Consider the following 16587-nt stretch of genomic DNA (forward strand, 5'->3'; position numbering starts at 1 on the left):
AAATGAGGTTTAGACGGCAAGAACCGTTCCGCTACCAGTTTGGCCAGCCGCTGCCGGCAGAATTGACGGCGGCTGATGGCCGATATGAAGTCTTGGTGCATGACATCAGTCCGCACGGCTTGAAGGTGGAAGCAGATCGCCCCCTTCCGTTTTCCGGCGGAGGCTCTTGGGTGGACGTGTCGCTTGTTTTGGGCGGGGCTGCGTTGCGCGTCCGCGGTCAGCTCGTTTGGGAAAAGCCGTTTGCCCGCATTCACTATTACGGCGTCCGCCTCGACGTCACCAAACAGGAAGAAGAAGGGTTGATTGAAGCCATCAAACGGCATGTGGCGGAGAGCCGGCGGCGATGATGGGGGAATGCTATAAATTTTGTTTTACATCCAGCTCATCACTAGCCACTATCATATCAGCTTGTATTTAGATGAACCGAAATGAACAATCGGAAATTGTTTATTGCAACTTATAAAGAGGGGTCCCAAAAGGATCGGGTCCCCTCTTTCGTTGCTTTATATACATGCTGACTGCTTTTGCCGCATGATCGGTTGTGCCGCTCTTGAAGGCAGACAACCTTTTCGGTCAGCCCCTCTTTTTCATCTCTCCCATCGTCAATGAACGTTTCTTGTGCATCGTGCTGCTTTGGCCATCCTTTATGGCCCGCCGCTCCGTTTGCCGTTTTTGTTGGCGGAAACTTTTGTGCGCCACCGGAGCGAAACCGTTCTTTCACCAAAATTTCCACCATTTGTTGGCACGGGTGGCGGCACTGCTGGCCGCTGTTTGACGGAAGGACAAAACGAGTTCGCGGAACGCTTTCTCCCGCTCCAAAATGCGCTGCTCCAACCGTTTGCGCTCCTCCTCTTGTCTCGCTTTCTCTTCACGGCAGATCGCGACAACAGTTTCCAAATGTTCATGGAGCTGTTCGGTTTTTTGCTGCCACGCGTCTTCATAATCACGGAGCGAGCAGCGCACGGTTTCGGCGGCCGCGGCCGTTTGATCGGCGAGTGAGTCCAGCCGATTTTTTACCTCGCCCATCGCTCGTTCAATGGTGCGATTCGTTTCCTGTTTCAAAGCGCGGACAAGATCGTCTTTGAGCCGGGCCGCCAGCTGTTCAGCTATGTATGGCATCCCTTGATGCAACAGGCGCGGGGGATCAATGATTTCCCCTTCCATCACCGTTGTGTCCGTCGGAGCGGTTCGTTCGCCAGCCGGTTCGGCTTGTTGGGCGTCCAGCTGGTTAATCATGTCCGCTACTTCGGCCGGTCGGCGGCCGTCTTCCAGCCACGCGCGAATATGGCGAAACCGTTCGATCAGTTCGTCATTATACAGACGCGCTCCTCCCGGGGCGCGCGGGACGGTGATTGATCCGGCGAACTGTTTTTCCCACTGTTTTAAATCGCGGGCGGTGACTCCAATTTTTTTGGCTGCTTCGCGCAAGGTATACGTTTTCATGGCGTTGTCTTCATCCTTTCTCGCTTCGGTAGTGATTCACTATGTTTTTTCCCGTTTGGCTGTAGATTTTCCTGCTGTTTGACAAAAGATAACAAAAGAAGTGGAAATGGGAAAAGAACTCCCATCGGTTGTCGAAAAAGAAACATTCATATCGAAACGTGTTGACAAACTTGTATATACAAGATAAACTATGTTCAGGATGTATATACAAGTTTTTTGAAACCGATTGCTGAAAGCGATTTAGAAGGCAGGGAAGCGGTAAACTCGCTTGTTTTCCGCTAGGAGGCCGGTGATTTCGTGCAAAATACCGCTGCGTTCCACCCATTTCTCAATCGTAGAATCCGCTTTCTTTTCGGAATGAAAATGCCGAACTGACACGGATTTTCATCCCCGGGTGGAGGGTAGATCACACTGTCTATGAAACTTTTCTAAATGAAAATGCCGCTGATTGGTGGTGACAGCGATTTTTCACCAGCCTTCTAGAGAAACGCCGGAACATCAAGTTGTCGACAACCATCGATGGGCGTCTGGCGGCCGCTTTGCCGCTCATGTTTTCGCGCAATCGGAAGACGAGAAAGAAAAAGGAGGCATTCATCATGGGGGCATACCAACAAGCAGCCGCGCAAATTGTCGAAGCCGTCGGCGGCAAGGACAACATCGTCGCCGCTACGCATTGTGTAACAAGGCTTCGGTTTGCGCTCAAAGAGGAAGGAAACGTCGATAAAGAAGCGCTCGAGCGCATCGATGTCGTCAAAGGGGCGTTTTCGGCCAACGGCCAGTTTCAAGTCGTCATCGGCCAAGGGCTTGTCGATAAAGTGTATGACGATTTGGTTGAACTGACTGGCATCGGCCGGGCAACGAAGCAGGAAATCAAAGACGCGGCGGAAGCGAAGCTCAATCCGCTGCAGCGAGCCATTAAGACGCTCGCGGACATTTTCATCCCGATTTTGCCAGCGATCGTCACCGCCGGTTTGTTGATGGGGATTAACAACGTGTTGACAGGCCCAGGCATTTTTTACGAAGGGAAATCGTTTGTCGAGGTGCACAAAGAGTGGGCCGATTTGGCGAACATGATCAATTTGATCGCCAATACGGCGTTCGTCTTTCTGCCTGGCTTGATCGGCTGGTCAGCGGTGACGAAATTCGGCGGCAACCCGCTCTTGGGGATTGTCCTTGGTTTGATGCTCGTCCACCCCGATTTGCTCAATGCTTGGGGCTGGGGAGCGGCGAAAGAAAAAGGAGAGATTCCGGTTTGGAACTTGTTCGGCTTTGAAGTGCAAAAGGTCGGCTACCAAGGGCAAGTGCTGCCAGTGTTGGTCGCTTCCTACGTGCTGGCAAAGCTGGAGCTGTTTTTGCGCAAGCGCATTCCGGATGCGTTTCAGCTGTTGCTTGTCGCGCCGCTTGCGTTGCTCATTACCGGCTTTTTGGTGTTCGTCGCCATCGGGCCCATCACGTTTGCGATCGGCAACGCCATTACCCACTTGTTTGTCACGATTTTTGACACGGTTCCGGCGCTTGGAGGATTGTTGTATGGAGCGCTGTATGCGCCGCTCGTCGTCACCGGGATGCACCATACGTTCTTGCCGGTTGACTTGCAGCTGATCGCCAATACAGGCGGCACGTTCCTTTGGCCGATTTTGGTCATGTCAAACATCGCCCAAGGCTCGGCGGCGTTGGCGATGATGTTCGTCGCCAAAGACGAAAAGCTGCGCGGCTTGTCGTTCACGTCAGCGGTCTCGGCCTATCTTGGCATCACGGAGCCGGCGATGTTCGGGGTCAACTTGCGTTTCCGCTTTCCGTTTATTGCCGCGATGACCGGAGCGGCGATCGCCGGCATGTTCATCACGCTCAATCAAGTCATCGCTCCATCGATCGGCGTTGGCGGCCTGCCGGGCTTCTTGTCGATCGTGCCGCAAAAGTGGACGCCGTTCTTTATCGGCATGGCGATCGCGATTGCGGTGCCGTTTGTGCTGACGTTTGTTTTCGGCAAAGTGCGCAAAATCGCACGCTAACCGCTCGCCTTCATCGAGGCAAAGGATGCATTCGCTGGCATATCATTGGCCGCTCGCCAATGGTATGCTTTTCATTCATTGTTGAAGTCAACGAACGAGGTGAAGAGACGTGTCAACAACACCGTGGTGGAAAAAGGCGGTCGTTTATCAAATTTATCCGAAGAGCTTCCGCGATACGAATGGAGACGGCATCGGCGATTTGCTAGGCGTGATCGAGAAGCTCGATTACTTGAAAGAACTGGGCGTCGATGTCATTTGGCTGACGCCGATCTACGCGTCGCCGCAGCGCGACAACGGTTATGACATTAGCGATTATTTCCGCATTCATCCCGAATACGGAACGATGGACGATTTTGATCGTCTGCTCCGCGAAGTGCACGCGCGCGGCATGAAGCTGGTGATGGACATGGTCGTCAACCATACGTCGACCGACCATGAATGGTTTCAGCAGGCGCGCGCTTCGAAAACGAACCCATACCGTTCGTTTTACATTTGGCGCGACCCGAAACCGGACGGCGGACCGCCAACCAACTGGCAGTCGAAATTTGGCGGCTCGGCGTGGGAATACGACGAACAAACCGGCCAATATTACTTGCATTTGTTCGATGTGACGCAAGCCGATTTGAACTGGGAAAACGAAGAGCTGCGCCGCCGCCTTTATGATATGATGCATTTTTGGCTGAAAAAAGGGGTCGATGGCTTTCGGTTGGATGTCATCAACTTGCTGTCCAAAGACCAGCGTTTTCTAGACGATGACGGCTCGATTCCGCCGGGGGACGGGCGCCGCTTTTATACGGACGGGCCGCGCATTCATGAGTTTTTGCAGGAAATGAATCGCGAGGTGTTTTCCAAATACGACATCATGACCGTCGGGGAAATGTCGTCGACGACGATCGACCATTGCATTCGTTACACGAACCCGGAAAACCATGAGCTCAATATGACGTTTAATTTCCATCACTTGAAAGTCGACTACCCGAACGGGGAAAAGTGGGCGGTCGCTCCGTTCGATTTTCTCGCGTTAAAACGCATTTTGTCCGAATGGCAAGTCCGGATGTATGAAGGCGGGGGGTGGAATGCGCTCTTTTGGTGCAACCATGACCAACCGCGCATCGTGTCGCGCTATGGCGATGACGGGACGTATTGGAAAGAGTCAGCGAAAATGCTGGCGACGACGATTCATCTCATGCAAGGAACGCCATACATTTACCAAGGCGAAGAAATCGGCATGACCGATCCAAAATTCACCGATATTCGCGACTACCGCGACGTGGAGTCGCTTAACATGTACCGAATTTTGCGAGCGCAAGGCAAAAGCGAGCAAGAAGTGATTGACATTTTGCAGCGAAAATCGCGCGACAATTCCCGCACGCCGATGCAATGGGACGACAGCCCGCACGCCGGGTTTACATCCGGCACGCCGTGGATTCGCGTCGCCGACAACTACCAGCGCATTAACGTGAAACAAGCGCTTGCCGATCGTGACTCAATTTTTTACCACTACAAACGGCTGATTGAGCTGCGCAAACAGTATGACATCATTACAACCGGACGCTATGAGCTGCTGCTTGCGGATGATCCGCATCTTTTCGCCTATATGCGTCATGGCGATCGGGAAAAACTGCTTGTTGTCAACAATTTTTATCCTGTTGAAACGACGTTTGTGCTGCCGGAGGAGGCAGGCGCGAATGACTGTACGGGGGAATTGTTGCTCGCGAACTATTCGGACGCACCAACCGATTTCCGCTGCATGCGGCTGCGCCCATACGAATCGGTTGTTTATCTTTTGCGCCGGCCGTGATACAATACAAGCGGTGATTCTTATGCATGAAAACAAATATTTAGCCATTTATCACGATCTCGTTTCCCGCATCCGTCGCGGAGAATGGAAGGCGTACGACAAGCTGCCGTCAGAACACGAGCTCGCTGCGCGCTTCGAGACGTCGCGCGAGACGATTCGTAAAGCGCTCAATTTATTGTCTGAGCACGGCTATATCCAAAAGATGAAAGGGAAAGGCTCGATCGTGCTCGATGTCGGCAAATATGACTTTCCCGTATCCGGATTGGTCAGCTTTAAAGAACTGGCGCAGACGATGAAGCAGCCGGTGCGGACGATCGTCCATGAACTGGCCGTCATCAAGCCGGATGGCGAACTCAAACAGCAGCTGCGCGCCTCAAGCAAAGACGAAGTGTGGAAAGTTGTGCGCGTCCGGGAAATTGGCGGGGAGCGGATCATATTGGATAAGGACTTTTTCTTAAAAAAGCACGTGCCGCTGTTGACGGAGGAGATTTGTGAAGACTCGATTTATGAATACTTGGAAACAACGCTGCATTTACCGATCAGCTTCGCGAAAAAAGAAATGTCGGTCGATGCGGCGACGGAGGAAGACCGCCGCTATTTGGATCTCAACGGCGACGATCGCGTCGTCGTCGTCAAAAACTATGTCTATTTAAGCGACGCCACCTTGTTTCAATATACGGAATCGCGGCATCGGCTCGACAAGTTCCGGTTTGTCGATTTCGCGCGCCGGAAATGACAGCGCCGGGTCGTGCGTTCCCTAACCTAGGATGGCGGCCGCATGCTGCCACGCTGCGTCTTATGACGCGGCTTTTTTTCTTTTTCATTTCCTCAACCGCTTAATACTAAAATAAAACTATGTTCTAAATAATCATTGATAATCATAAACAAATCACATTATGGCTATCCTTGTTAACAACGGCATCGGAAAGGGGGGACACCGACATGGAAGGGACATGGTGGTCGCTGTTGCCGTTTCTTCTTATTATTCCGCTCGCTGTCTGGCTGAAAGAACTGCTGCCCGGCTTGGTGGTTGGTTTGCTCGTCGGGGCGTTTTGCCTCGAATGGTCGGTCATCGGGGCCATAGAGCGCGCGGTTTCCGCTATTGTACACGCCCTCGTCGATGATGAACATGTAAAAGTTGCGCTCTTTTTGTATTTGTTTGGCTCTCTGATCGGCATGATGCAAATTACCGGCGGGATCAAAGGCTTTGTCGAACGGCTTTCCGGGCGCATTCGCACAAAGCGAGGGCTGCTTTTTTTCGTATGGCTGACCGTGCCGGTAACGTTTTTTATGCCGATGTTTCGCATTATGTTGTTAGGGCCGGTGATGAAGGCGGTGCTCCGCCAGTTTCGCGTTGACCGCCGCCGCATGGCGTATATGATCGATGTCTCGACCGAACCGATCATCGTGCTGCTGCCGGCCGCTACCGCGTTTGTCGGTTTTATGACTTCCGTTGTCGACGGAGCGCTCGTGCAAAACGGAATTCGCGAATCTGCGTACGATCTGTTTTTACGCAGCCTTCCTTACAACTTGTTTGCCATCATTGCCCTGGCCATCGGCCTGTTGACGACGGTGCTCAACATCCGGATCGGTCGGCCGCCCGGCAAAAAAGGAGAAGGAACCATAAATGAGCTGCACGGGCTTGGGCTGCGCAAAGAGCTGTCGCTCATTGCCGGTGAACCGTTGCATCTGTTTGTTCCACTGGCGCTCTTGATCGTGCTTACGTTTGCCTTTTTTGCTTATGACGGTTGGCGCCGAGGAGCGGACAACTGGCTGGCGGCTTTTTCCCAAGCCGACGCGACATGGGCGATGCTTTTGGCGCTGTTTGTGACCCTTTTTGTTTCCATTCTGTTTTATGTATGGCGAAAGCAGTCACTCCCTGAACTGATCTATCATTTTTTCGCCGGTGGCAACGAGCTGATGGCGCCGATTGGCATGCTCGTGCTTGTATGGGCGGTCTCGGGGGTGGCCGGCGAGCTGGGGTTTGCCGCTTACGTATCGTCTACCTTCGCGACTTGGCTGCCCGGTCCGTTTGTGCCGGCCTCAGTCTTCTTAGCGGGCTCTTTTTTGTCGTACTTTATCGGTTCCTCATGGGGGACGTGGGGGATGTTGATGCCGCTCGGCGTGGCGCTGGCCCATGCGACCGGGGCGCCGCTCGATGTCACCATTGGCGCGGTGTTTGCCAGTGGAACGTTCGGGGCGTTTGCGTCGCCGCTTGGCGATACGACGATCACGACAGCGGCGATGATGGATATGGATTTGCTGGGCTACGCCAAGTACAAACTGCGCATTTCCCTCATCTGCGCCGGCCTGTCCTTGCTCGGGTACGCCCTTTTGCCGCTTTGGATCGGTTAGCCGGGCGGTTTGCCCGCCCGGCCATGCGGCATCGCTTCGATTCATCATCCAAAAGGGTGGTGAAACACGGCTGCCGCGAGCAAATCAGCTACACCTCAGCAAAAAAGAAGGTTGATTTCGTGCAACTTTTCTAACTAACAAACAGATGGAATAGCACGATTTTGTACGAAATCGCCGCCTCCTAAAAGGCGGGTGAAACACCGTTGATTCCCTGAATCCATGGAACAATGAGTGAAAAGCAGGATCGATGCAACAAGGTTTTTCTCGTTGAGAAATGACATAGTAAAGCCGTACCCACGATAAATACACTTCTAAAACAGTGTGCTAAATAATCAATTCAAAAAAATAAACAAGTTGCATCCAAACGGAAATCAAGCTATGATAAAAACAACATACTGACTAGTTGGTAGAGAAAGGGAGAGGAAAACCATGAAAACTCATACGATCACTGTCAACCCGCGTTTTTGCGAAACGGATGCGCTCGGACATTTAAGCAACATCAGCTATTTTATTTATTTGGAGGAAGCGCGGACCCGCTTGTTCGATGAGCTTAGCTACGGAGGAAGAACAGACGATTGGCATTTCATTTTGGCGTCCGCCAAATGCGATTTTGTCAACCAAGGATTTTTTGGTCGGCGGCTTCGCATCGAAACGAATATTTCGCGCATCGGCCACAAAAGTTTTCAATGCATTCATCGCATCGTAGAAGAAGAAACAGGAAGGCTCATCGCTGTTGGAGAAGCTGCCGTTGTCTACTTCAACTTTCAGAAGCAGACGAGCGAACCGCTTCCGAGCGATCTGAGGGCGCGGCTCGGTGAGTATCTTGCGTCCGCCGAGGAAACGGATCCGCCGGTTCGCTGCGGACGATCATAATCAAATATCCGCCAGCAAGGCGGATTTTTTTTGCCCATCCCTCATTTTCCAGACCAAACGTGCAAAGAGCCATATACTGATGAGTAGGTTGGAAAAAGGGGGGGATGATCATGGTGATTCGTGCGACGATCGGCAGCGCAACCTATACGTGCGGCGGCCAGCTCGAAGCCTATTTTCGGCCGTTTCGTGACGGAACGATCGGCCGCTTTCAGCCATTTTCCACCCCGTTTGGCGAACAGCGGCTCATTTATGCCGATTGGACGGCAAGCGGGCGACTGTACCAGCCGATTGAAGAGAAACTGATCCGCGAATTCGGCCCGTTTGTCGGCAACACGCATACGGAATCGAATGTCACAGGAACAAAAACGACGCTTGCCTATCAATATGCGAAAGAAATCATTAAACAGCATGTCGGTGCGGGAAAAGGGGACGTACTGCTCATGCAAGGAGCCGGTATGACGAGCGCTGTCAACAAACTGCAGCGCCTGCTAGGCTGGCGTGTACCGGAACGATGGAAACCGCGCTTGACGCTTGCCGATGACGAACGGCCCGTCGTTTTTGTCACTCACATGGAGCATCATTCCAATTTGTTGCCGTGGGTGGAAACGGTGGCCGAAGTGATAACCGTTCGGCCGACGGATCGGGGAGACGTCGATCTCGACCATTTGCGCGAGCTGCTTGAACGGTACCGCCATCGACCGCAAAAAATCGGCGCCTTCACCGCTTGCTCGAACGTAACGGGCCTAGAAACGCCATACCATCAATTAGCGAGACTTATGCATGAATATGGCGGGCTTTGTTTCGTCGATTTTGCCGCTTCTGCTCCATACGTCCCGATCCAGATGCATCCAGACGACCCGCTCGAAACGCTTGATGCTATTTATTTTTCACCGCATAAGTTTTTGGGCGGGCCGGGAAGCGCCGGCGTGCTCGTCTTTGATAGCCGGTTGTACAGCCAGCGTGCGCCGGACCATCCAGGCGGTGGAACAGTATATTGGACTGATCCATGGGGGCATTACGAGTATGTGGAAGCGATTGAAGAGCGAGAGGACGGCGGAACGCCGCCGTTTTGGCAAACGATCAAAGCGGCGCTCGCCATTCAGCTGAAAGAACAAATGAATGTAGCGAAGATGCGCGCTCGGGAAAAAGAGCTCGTTTCCCTTCTTCTACCGGCGCTGCAGGACATCCCTGGCGTTCATGTGCTCGAAGGACACCGAAGCGACAGGCTTGGCATTGTTTCGTTTGTGATCGAAGGACTTCACTACAATCTCGCCGTCAAGCTTCTCAACGACCGCTTTGGCATTCAGGCGCGCGGCGGCTGCTCATGCGCCGGGCCGTACGGCCATTATTTGCTTGGCATTGACCAAGAACAGTCAGCCGCCTTGCTTCAGGAGGTCAAAGGTGGAAACATCTTGGCCAAACCTGGCTGGGTGCGCCTATCGCTCCATCCGACGATGACCAATGAGGAAGTGTATACGATCATTCACGCCGTGCGGCAAATCGCTCGTCATGGCCAGCGTTGGCAGGAGGAATACGAATATGACGCGGCGAAAAATGAGTTTGTCCATCGCGGCGATGATCGGTATATCCGACATTTTTTCCTCGTTTGAACGTTGTTTTTGTTCCTTACCTTGGCCGTCTGAAAGCGAAGGCGGTTATTTTTTATGCCGTGGTTAAGAATATCACGAAGCATAAATGGATTTTATGAACAGAGGGCTTGTTCAGATATCTTGGGCATCGATGGCCGGCGTTGAAGCGTTTTTGTTTCTACCTTTCTCACCAAAACCGGTACAATGAAATCATCTCAACAACAAAAAGAAGGGGAGAACGATGAACGAATTGTACCATTTGTTGTTGCGAAACGAGCGGGAACGGAAACTGTACGAACGAGCGCGGCATCTTGCGGAGCGGTTTGCATCGCGGGCAGCAGATTACGATGAACGGGCCGAATTTCCGTTTGCCGATTTTGCTGATTTACAGGAAGCTGGATTTCTGTCCCTTACGATCCCCGTTGAATACGGAGGCCAAGGGGCGTCGCTTTATGAATGGGTGCTTGTGCAAGAAGTGCTCGCCCAAGGCAGCGGCGCCACTGCCTTGTCATTCGGATGGCACGCGAGCATTTTGATGCGTCTGTTTTTGCTCCGCCGCTGGTCGGAATCAACGCTCGCCCGCTTGGCCGAAGAAGTCGTCCAACACCACGCGCTCATTAACAGCGCCCATTCCGAACGGGCGACCGGCAGCCCCGCGCGCGGCGGAAAACCGGAAACAACGGCCGTTCTCCGCGATGGCCGCTTTGTACTCCGCGGGCGCAAAGCGTTTGCCTCGTTAGCTCCAGCGCTAGATTACGTGTTGATTTCGGCCACCATCGAAGACAGCGGCGATGTCGGCGAATTTCTTGTGCCGATGGGCGCCAAAGGCATCCGCATTGAACCGACGTGGAACACACTCGGCATGCGGGCGACGCGCAGCGATGACCTCGTCCTTGAGGACGTGGAAGTGGGAACGGATGCGCTCGTGGAAACGCTCGGGAAGCCAAACGAAACCGCACCGGCGCAAGGATGGCTGCTGCACGTTCCGGCTTGTTACTTAGGCATCGCCATTGCCGCACGCAATGAAGCGCTCCGCTTTGCGCAAACGTACCAGCCGAATACATTATCCCGTCCAATTGCCGCAACGCCTGAAGTGCAGCGAAAAATCGCCGACATGGAATGGCGGCTCGTCCATGCGCGTCATTTTCTCTATGCGGTCGCGGACCTATGGGATCGCTATCCGGAAAAACGAACCGAGATGAAAGAGGAGCTCGCCGCCGTTAAGCTAGTCGCCACGAATACCGCGCTTGAGGTCGTCGATGGAGCCATGCGCATCGTTGGCGGGCAAAGCTTGTTCGCTGACAGTCCGCTCGGGCGTTATTATCGCGATGTCCGCGCCGGGCTGCACAATCCGCCTGCCGATGACTTGACGCTCGCATGGCTAGCCAAACGCGCGCTGTCTGATAACAAACAATAAAGGGGCTCTTCATCAAGACAAAGAAAGGAACGCATCGCCGAAGACGCGGCAAGAAACAAAAAAGCTGTCCTTCACACATGAGGACAGCTTTCTGATCGAATTACTTCGCCGCAAGCGCCGAACGCAAAAATTCCGGCAAGGCAAAACATTGGCGAAAGACGGCGTCATTAACGTATTTCGTGTCGTTTGGAATCGCCGTTTGCGCCGGGAGATCAAGCGGCCGTTTCGAGCCGATCGTAAAGCTCCACAGCCCGCCCGGATACGTCGGCACGACCGCCGTGTACACGAGCACGTGCGGGAACAGTTCACGAATGTTGCGGTAGGTGCGTGTTAAAATATCCAAATGGAAAATCGGAGATTGGCTTTGGCACACCATGAGCCCGTCCTCTTTTAATGCACGGTGCACATTGGCGTAAAACTCCGGCGAAAACAGCGCTTCAGCCGGGCCGACCGGATCGGAGGAGTCGATCATCACAACGTCGTATACTCCTTCTTTTCCTTGTACAAACGCCACGCCATCGCCGTAAATAAACTGCACCCGCGGGTCGGATAAGTTGCCGGAGACGGCCGGTAAATGTTCTTTGCACGCCCGGACGACCTTTTCGTCGATTTCCACCATGTCGATGGTCTCCAAGCGGGCGTACTTGGCCGCTTCACGGGCCGCTCCACAGTCGCCGCCGCCGATGATGAGCGCTCGTTTGGCGTTTGGGTGGAACTGCAGCGGCACGTGTGTGATCATTTCGTTATAAATGTGACCATCGATCGAGGTCGTTTGCACGACGCCGTCAAGAACAAGCATGCGGCCGAAATCATACGAATCCAAAATCATGACATGCTGGTACTCGGACGGCTCGGCAAAGATCACCTTTTTGATGCGGTAGCTGATTTTTAAATTGTCGCGGTCATCTTCGGTGAGCCAGAGCTCCCCGTTGTCCCAATGTAAATAAGGTGGTAAGGCGTTTCCTTGGTGTTTCATTGTTACCTCCTTTAGTCTTGCGGATTTTCTCACACCTTTCTAATCTTAATATATTATGCGAAATGTGGCAAACAAAGGGGACGAGGTGCGTCCGCCGATGACTCGTTCGCGTTCAAATACAAGCGCGCGTGGCGGCAGCGGACAGGCTCCCAGGCGCAGGCAAGACCGGCCAGCCCAGAGCCGATAACAATCACTTCGTACCGTCTCATCGTTCTGTCTCCCTTCTCTGCGGCGATGCTTGCTTATAGTGTGCCTGTCAACAGACAAAATAACACTCTCCGCCATTCGGATGGAGAGTGTTTATCGTTTGCGCCGCTCCCCAAGCAAAGTGCGGAGCGACATCCGGTTTTCCAACAAATCGGCAAGCGTATACGCATCGAGCACGCGCAAAAAGGCCTCGAGCGCCTCGTGAAGAACGAATCGAAGGCGGCAGGCAGGCGTCAAGACGCACTCATTGCCGTGGGCGGCAAAGCACTCGACGAGCGACAAATTGTCTTCCGTCTCGCGGACGACCGCCCCGATGACGATCTCCTCAGGCCGTTTGGCTAGGCGGATTCCGCCGTTGCGGCCGCGGATCGTTTCGATGTAGCCAAGCTTGCCGAGCTCATGGACAATTTTGCTTAAATGATGCTCAGACAGCGAAAACGCAGTGGAAATCTCTTTAATGTTCGTTTTTTCTCCTTTCTCAAGCGTCCCTAAAAACAAGAGAACGCGCAACGCGTATTCCGTGTAGTTGGTTAACTGCATCTTCGTTCACAACCTTTTACACAACGTGATCGAATTTTATTGTATCATACTGCCTGCGCACGGGGAATTTTGAACAATTTGTTAAAGATGTATTTGAAATATTGCTTTTTTGGCATCGCCCGTGTTTGAATAAAGATGTATTAAAAATACATGTTTTTAAGGAGAGGAAAGCATGGCTGCGATTACGACTTTGCATCCGAAAACGATTGAAATCGTCCAATCGACTGTGCCGGTATTAGAGAAGCACGGCGAACAGATTACGAAACGGTTTTATGAACTCATGTTTTCCAATCATCCGGAGCTGCTGAATGTGTTTAACCATGCCAACCAAAAACAAGGGCGGCAGCAACGCGCTTTGGCGGCGGCGGTATATGCAGCGGCGCGCTATATCGATCGGCTTGACGCCATTTTGCCGGTCGTGCGGCAAATCGGCCATAAACACCGGAGCTTAGGCATCCAGCCGGAACAATATCCGATCGTCGGAAAACATTTGTTGCTCGCGATCAAAGACGTGCTGGGCGACGCCGCCACGGATGAAGTCATTGCCGCGTGGGCGGAAGCGTACGAAGCCATTGCCGCCGTTTTCATCCAAGTCGAGAAGGAGCTCTACGAGGAAGCAGCGGCCAAACCCGGTGGCTGGCGCGGATTTCGCCGTTTTGTCGTCGCCAAAAAAGGGAAAGAAAGCGACGTCATCACATCGTTTTATTTGCGGCCGGAAGACGGGGGTACCATCAGTGATTTCTTGCCGGGCCAATATGTGAGTGTCAAACTGTCGATTCCAGGCGAAACGTACACACACATCCGTCAGTACAGCTTATCGGACGCCCCGGGAAAAGGGTATTACCGCATCAGCGTCAAACGGGAAGGAGCGACAGCTGAAAAACCGGCCGGCATTGTGTCAAACTACTTGCATGACCATATCCAAGAAGGGGACGTGCTTGAAGTAAGCGCCCCAGCCGGCGACTTTACGCTTGATCTCACCAAAGAAACGCCGGTCGTCTTAATCAGCGGCGGCGTTGGCATCACTCCGCTTTTGAGCATGGCGAGCACGTTGGCCATCCGGCAGCCTCACCGCCAAACGACGTTCCTTCAAGCGGCTCTCAACGGCCGCGTGCAAGCGTTCGATCAAGAATTGCGAGCTTTAGCGGAAAATCCGGCATTTTCATATTACGTTTGTTACGAGTTTCCGTCCGATGAAGACCGGAAACACCCCCATTTCCGCAAAGAAGGGCGGATCGATTTGGAATGGATGCAAACGGTCATTCCATCCAAAGATGCTGACTTTTACTTCTGTGGCCCGGTGCCGTTTATGAAAACCGTCTATCGTGCGCTGACACAATGGGGTGTGCCGGAGGAGCGCATCCATTACGAATTTTTCGGCCCGGCCGGCGACTTGACGAGAGACTGATCAACCCAGCCACTCTAGATGGCTAGTGAAAAACGGTCGTTTCTCTTGAGCAATGGGGGAACGTTTGAAAGACGCTCCTGACGCGACAAGGCTTACCTATTTGAGAAACGGGCTTGATAAGGAGCTTGCTCCCTTAAATCGCCGGCCTTCTAGGAGGCCGGTGATTTTGTACAAAATACCGCCCCATCTATTTTCTATTAGGAAAAACCCGGTGAAACCCACCTTCTTTCTTTTTTGACGAAACGCCGCTCATTTGCTCGTGGCAACCGCGTTTCACCGGCCTTCCAAGGTAAACTGCCAGAACGAAAACCGACGCAAGCCGGAGCGAAATCGCCAAACGATAGGGGCGTTGCCCGCTTTACAAAAGGAGAGGTCCATTGAGACACTCTTCTTTTGTTTGTTAGAAACATTCCTTGTTGGCAAGCTCAGCAATTTTTTGTATGATGGAAATTAAGTCACAACAAGATAAAGGAGAGACATCGGATGAGCACATTTCGCCAACATCGCTGGCAATCGTTTTTGCAAACCTACGAACATCGCGCCCGGCTGCTCATTTCCTGCCCGGACCGTCCCGGCATCGTTGCCGCGGTCACCTCATTTCTTTATGAACAAGGGGCGAATATCGTCGAATCAAGCCAATACTCAACCGATCCGGAAGGCGGCACGTTTTTCCTCCGTTTGGAGTTTGACTGCCCGAACGTCGCCGCTCGAAAAAACGAGCTTGAAGCGGCGTTTCGCTCGATTGCCGCAGAATTTGGCATGACGTGGCGGCTCCGGCTTCACCGTGACATTCGGCGGATCGCCATTTTTGTCTCGAAGGCGGAACATTGCTTGCTTGAGCTGCTTTGGCAATGGCAGGCGGGCGAACTGATCGCCGATATCGCCCTTGTCATCAGCAACCACCCGGATTTGCGCGAAACCGTTGAGCCGCTCGGCATCCCGTACGTACATATCCCCGTCACGAAAGAGACGAAAGCTGACGCAGAAGCCGAACAAATCCGCCTGCTTCGCGACTATCGGATCGATACGATTGTGCTCGCTCGCTACATGCAAATTTTATCGCCGGCGTTTGTCGCTGAATTTCCAGGGAGAATCATTAATATTCACCACTCGTTTTTGCCGGCGTTTGTCGGCGCGCGGCCGTACGAGCGAGCCTATGAGCGGGGCGTCAAGCTGATCGGGGCCACGTCCCATTACGTCACCGATGATTTAGATGAAGGGCCGATCATTGAACAAGACGTCACCCGGGTGGATCACCGCCATCATCCCGACGATTTGAAACGGATCGGCCGCCTAATCGAAAAAACGGTGCTCGCGCGGGCGCTCAAATGGCATTTGGAAGACCGGGTCATCATTCACGGCAATAAAACGATCGTGTTTTATTGAAAGCAGGGAGGGAAGGATTTTTCCTTTCCCTCCTCGTATATGGTATAATGAACATAGAAACCGGAGAATGGCGAATCTTCCAATCGATGAGAAAAGCGGGGAAGGAGGAGCGGCATGGGAGAAAAACGAACGCCAAGCGGTTTTCTGTTAAAACAACGTGCGTTTTTAAAATTGTATTTGATCACGTTAACAGAACAAGAACGGCTGTACGGATTGAAACTGCTCGATGTGCTACGCCAAGAGTTTAAACCGTTCGGCTACCGGCCGAACCATTCAGAAGTGTACAAGGCGCTTCACGATTTGATCGAAGACGGCATTTTAAAACAAGTAAAGAAGAAAAAAGAAGGGATGAAATACCAAGAAGTCGTGTATTACCGATTCGCCGAGGGTGGGCAGGAAAAAGCGAAGCTATACAAACGCCAGCTAAAAGCAGAGCTTGACCGATGCGCGGCGCTCATTCGCAAAGCGATTGAGGACAACTACAGTTAGGGGGGCGCCGAGTTTTTTCTTTAATATAAATTTACATAATATAATTATGGTTGATTTTATTTGTTTTGCGTCCGAACCGTCGATCTAGTAG

General features: G+C 52.7%; 15 protein-coding genes. 11 read left to right on the forward strand and 4 right to left on the reverse strand.

The features are described 5' to 3' along the window. Positions 1-2 precede the first annotated feature (2 nt). Positions 3-347, forward strand: coding sequence for a PilZ domain-containing protein (locus NST29_RS09120; protein WP_033019875.1), 345 nt, complete (start codon positions 3-5; stop codon positions 345-347). Positions 348-717: 370 nt separating this feature from the next. Here the strand turns inward: NST29_RS09120 and NST29_RS09125 are convergent, their stop codons facing one another. Continuing rightward, on the reverse strand, positions 718-1443 hold the full coding sequence (locus NST29_RS09125; protein ID WP_033019871.1) for a MerR family transcriptional regulator: 726 nt from the start codon (positions 1441-1443) through the stop codon (positions 718-720). Between the two features lie 596 nt (positions 1444-2039). Between NST29_RS09125 and treP the strand changes: the two genes are divergently transcribed. The 7 genes from treP to NST29_RS09160 all read left to right on the forward strand — a co-directional run bounded on the left by treP (position 2040) and on the right by NST29_RS09160 (position 11490). After that, entirely contained in the window at positions 2040-3455 is a 1416-nt protein-coding gene (treP, locus tag NST29_RS09130; RefSeq protein WP_033019869.1) for a PTS system trehalose-specific EIIBC component, read from the forward strand. A gap of 109 nt (positions 3456-3564) precedes the next feature. Then, positions 3565-5256, forward strand: a complete 1692-nt coding sequence (gene treC / locus NST29_RS09135) for an alpha,alpha-phosphotrehalase (RefSeq protein WP_033019867.1) — start codon at positions 3565-3567, stop codon at positions 5254-5256. Positions 5257-5278: 22 nt separating this feature from the next. Next, positions 5279-5992, forward strand: a complete 714-nt coding sequence (gene treR / locus NST29_RS09140) for a trehalose operon repressor (RefSeq protein ID WP_033843872.1) — start codon at positions 5279-5281, stop codon at positions 5990-5992. Positions 5993-6198: 206 nt separating this feature from the next. After that, complete coding sequence (locus tag NST29_RS09145) at positions 6199-7611, forward strand: Na+/H+ antiporter NhaC family protein (protein WP_033019787.1); 1413 nt, start codon at positions 6199-6201, stop codon at positions 7609-7611. A 429-nt stretch (positions 7612-8040) separates the two neighbouring features. After that, positions 8041-8484, forward strand: coding sequence for a thioesterase family protein (locus tag NST29_RS09150; RefSeq protein WP_033019786.1), 444 nt, complete (start codon positions 8041-8043; stop codon positions 8482-8484). 110 nt (positions 8485-8594) lie between these two features. Further along, the gene (locus NST29_RS09155) at positions 8595-10094 is read left to right on the forward strand and encodes an aminotransferase class V-fold PLP-dependent enzyme (protein ID WP_033019785.1); all 1500 of its coding nucleotides are present in this window, start codon (positions 8595-8597) and stop codon (positions 10092-10094) included. 220 nt (positions 10095-10314) lie between these two features. Next, complete coding sequence (locus tag NST29_RS09160) at positions 10315-11490, forward strand: acyl-CoA dehydrogenase family protein (protein ID WP_033019784.1); 1176 nt, start codon at positions 10315-10317, stop codon at positions 11488-11490. 100 nt (positions 11491-11590) lie between these two features. Here the strand turns inward: NST29_RS09160 and speE are convergent, their stop codons facing one another. From speE to nsrR, 3 genes are all read right to left on the reverse strand, one after another. Beyond that, positions 11591-12466 carry a polyamine aminopropyltransferase gene (speE, locus tag NST29_RS09165; protein ID WP_033019783.1) on the reverse strand — a complete coding sequence of 292 codons (876 nt, stop codon included), beginning with the start codon at positions 12464-12466 and terminating at the stop codon, positions 11591-11593. Positions 12467-12519: 53 nt separating this feature from the next. Then, positions 12520-12675, reverse strand: coding sequence for an FAD-binding protein (locus NST29_RS09170; RefSeq protein WP_131385691.1), 156 nt, complete (start codon positions 12673-12675; stop codon positions 12520-12522). A 91-nt stretch (positions 12676-12766) separates the two neighbouring features. Continuing rightward, complete coding sequence (nsrR, locus tag NST29_RS09175; protein WP_033019782.1) at positions 12767-13213, reverse strand: nitric oxide-sensing transcriptional repressor NsrR; 447 nt, start codon at positions 13211-13213, stop codon at positions 12767-12769. 172 nt (positions 13214-13385) lie between these two features. Here nsrR and hmpA point away from each other — a divergent pair, with 172 nt between their 5' ends. The 3 genes from hmpA (at position 13386) to NST29_RS09190 (ending at position 16496) form a co-directional block, all read left to right on the forward strand. Continuing rightward, entirely contained in the window at positions 13386-14621 is a 1236-nt protein-coding gene (gene hmpA / locus NST29_RS09180) for an NO-inducible flavohemoprotein (protein ID WP_033019773.1), read from the forward strand. Positions 14622-15104: 483 nt separating this feature from the next. Beyond that, positions 15105-16007, forward strand: a complete 903-nt coding sequence (gene purU, locus NST29_RS09185; RefSeq protein WP_033019770.1) for a formyltetrahydrofolate deformylase — start codon at positions 15105-15107, stop codon at positions 16005-16007. A 114-nt stretch (positions 16008-16121) separates the two neighbouring features. Next, positions 16122-16496 carry a helix-turn-helix transcriptional regulator gene (locus NST29_RS09190; protein WP_033019768.1) on the forward strand — a complete coding sequence of 125 codons (375 nt, stop codon included), beginning with the start codon at positions 16122-16124 and terminating at the stop codon, positions 16494-16496. The last annotated feature ends 91 nt before the right edge of the window (positions 16497-16587 follow it).

This window comes from Geobacillus sp. FSL W8-0026 (assembly GCF_037966255.1).
Taxonomy (GTDB): domain Bacteria; phylum Bacillota; class Bacilli; order Bacillales; family Anoxybacillaceae; genus Geobacillus; species Geobacillus icigianus.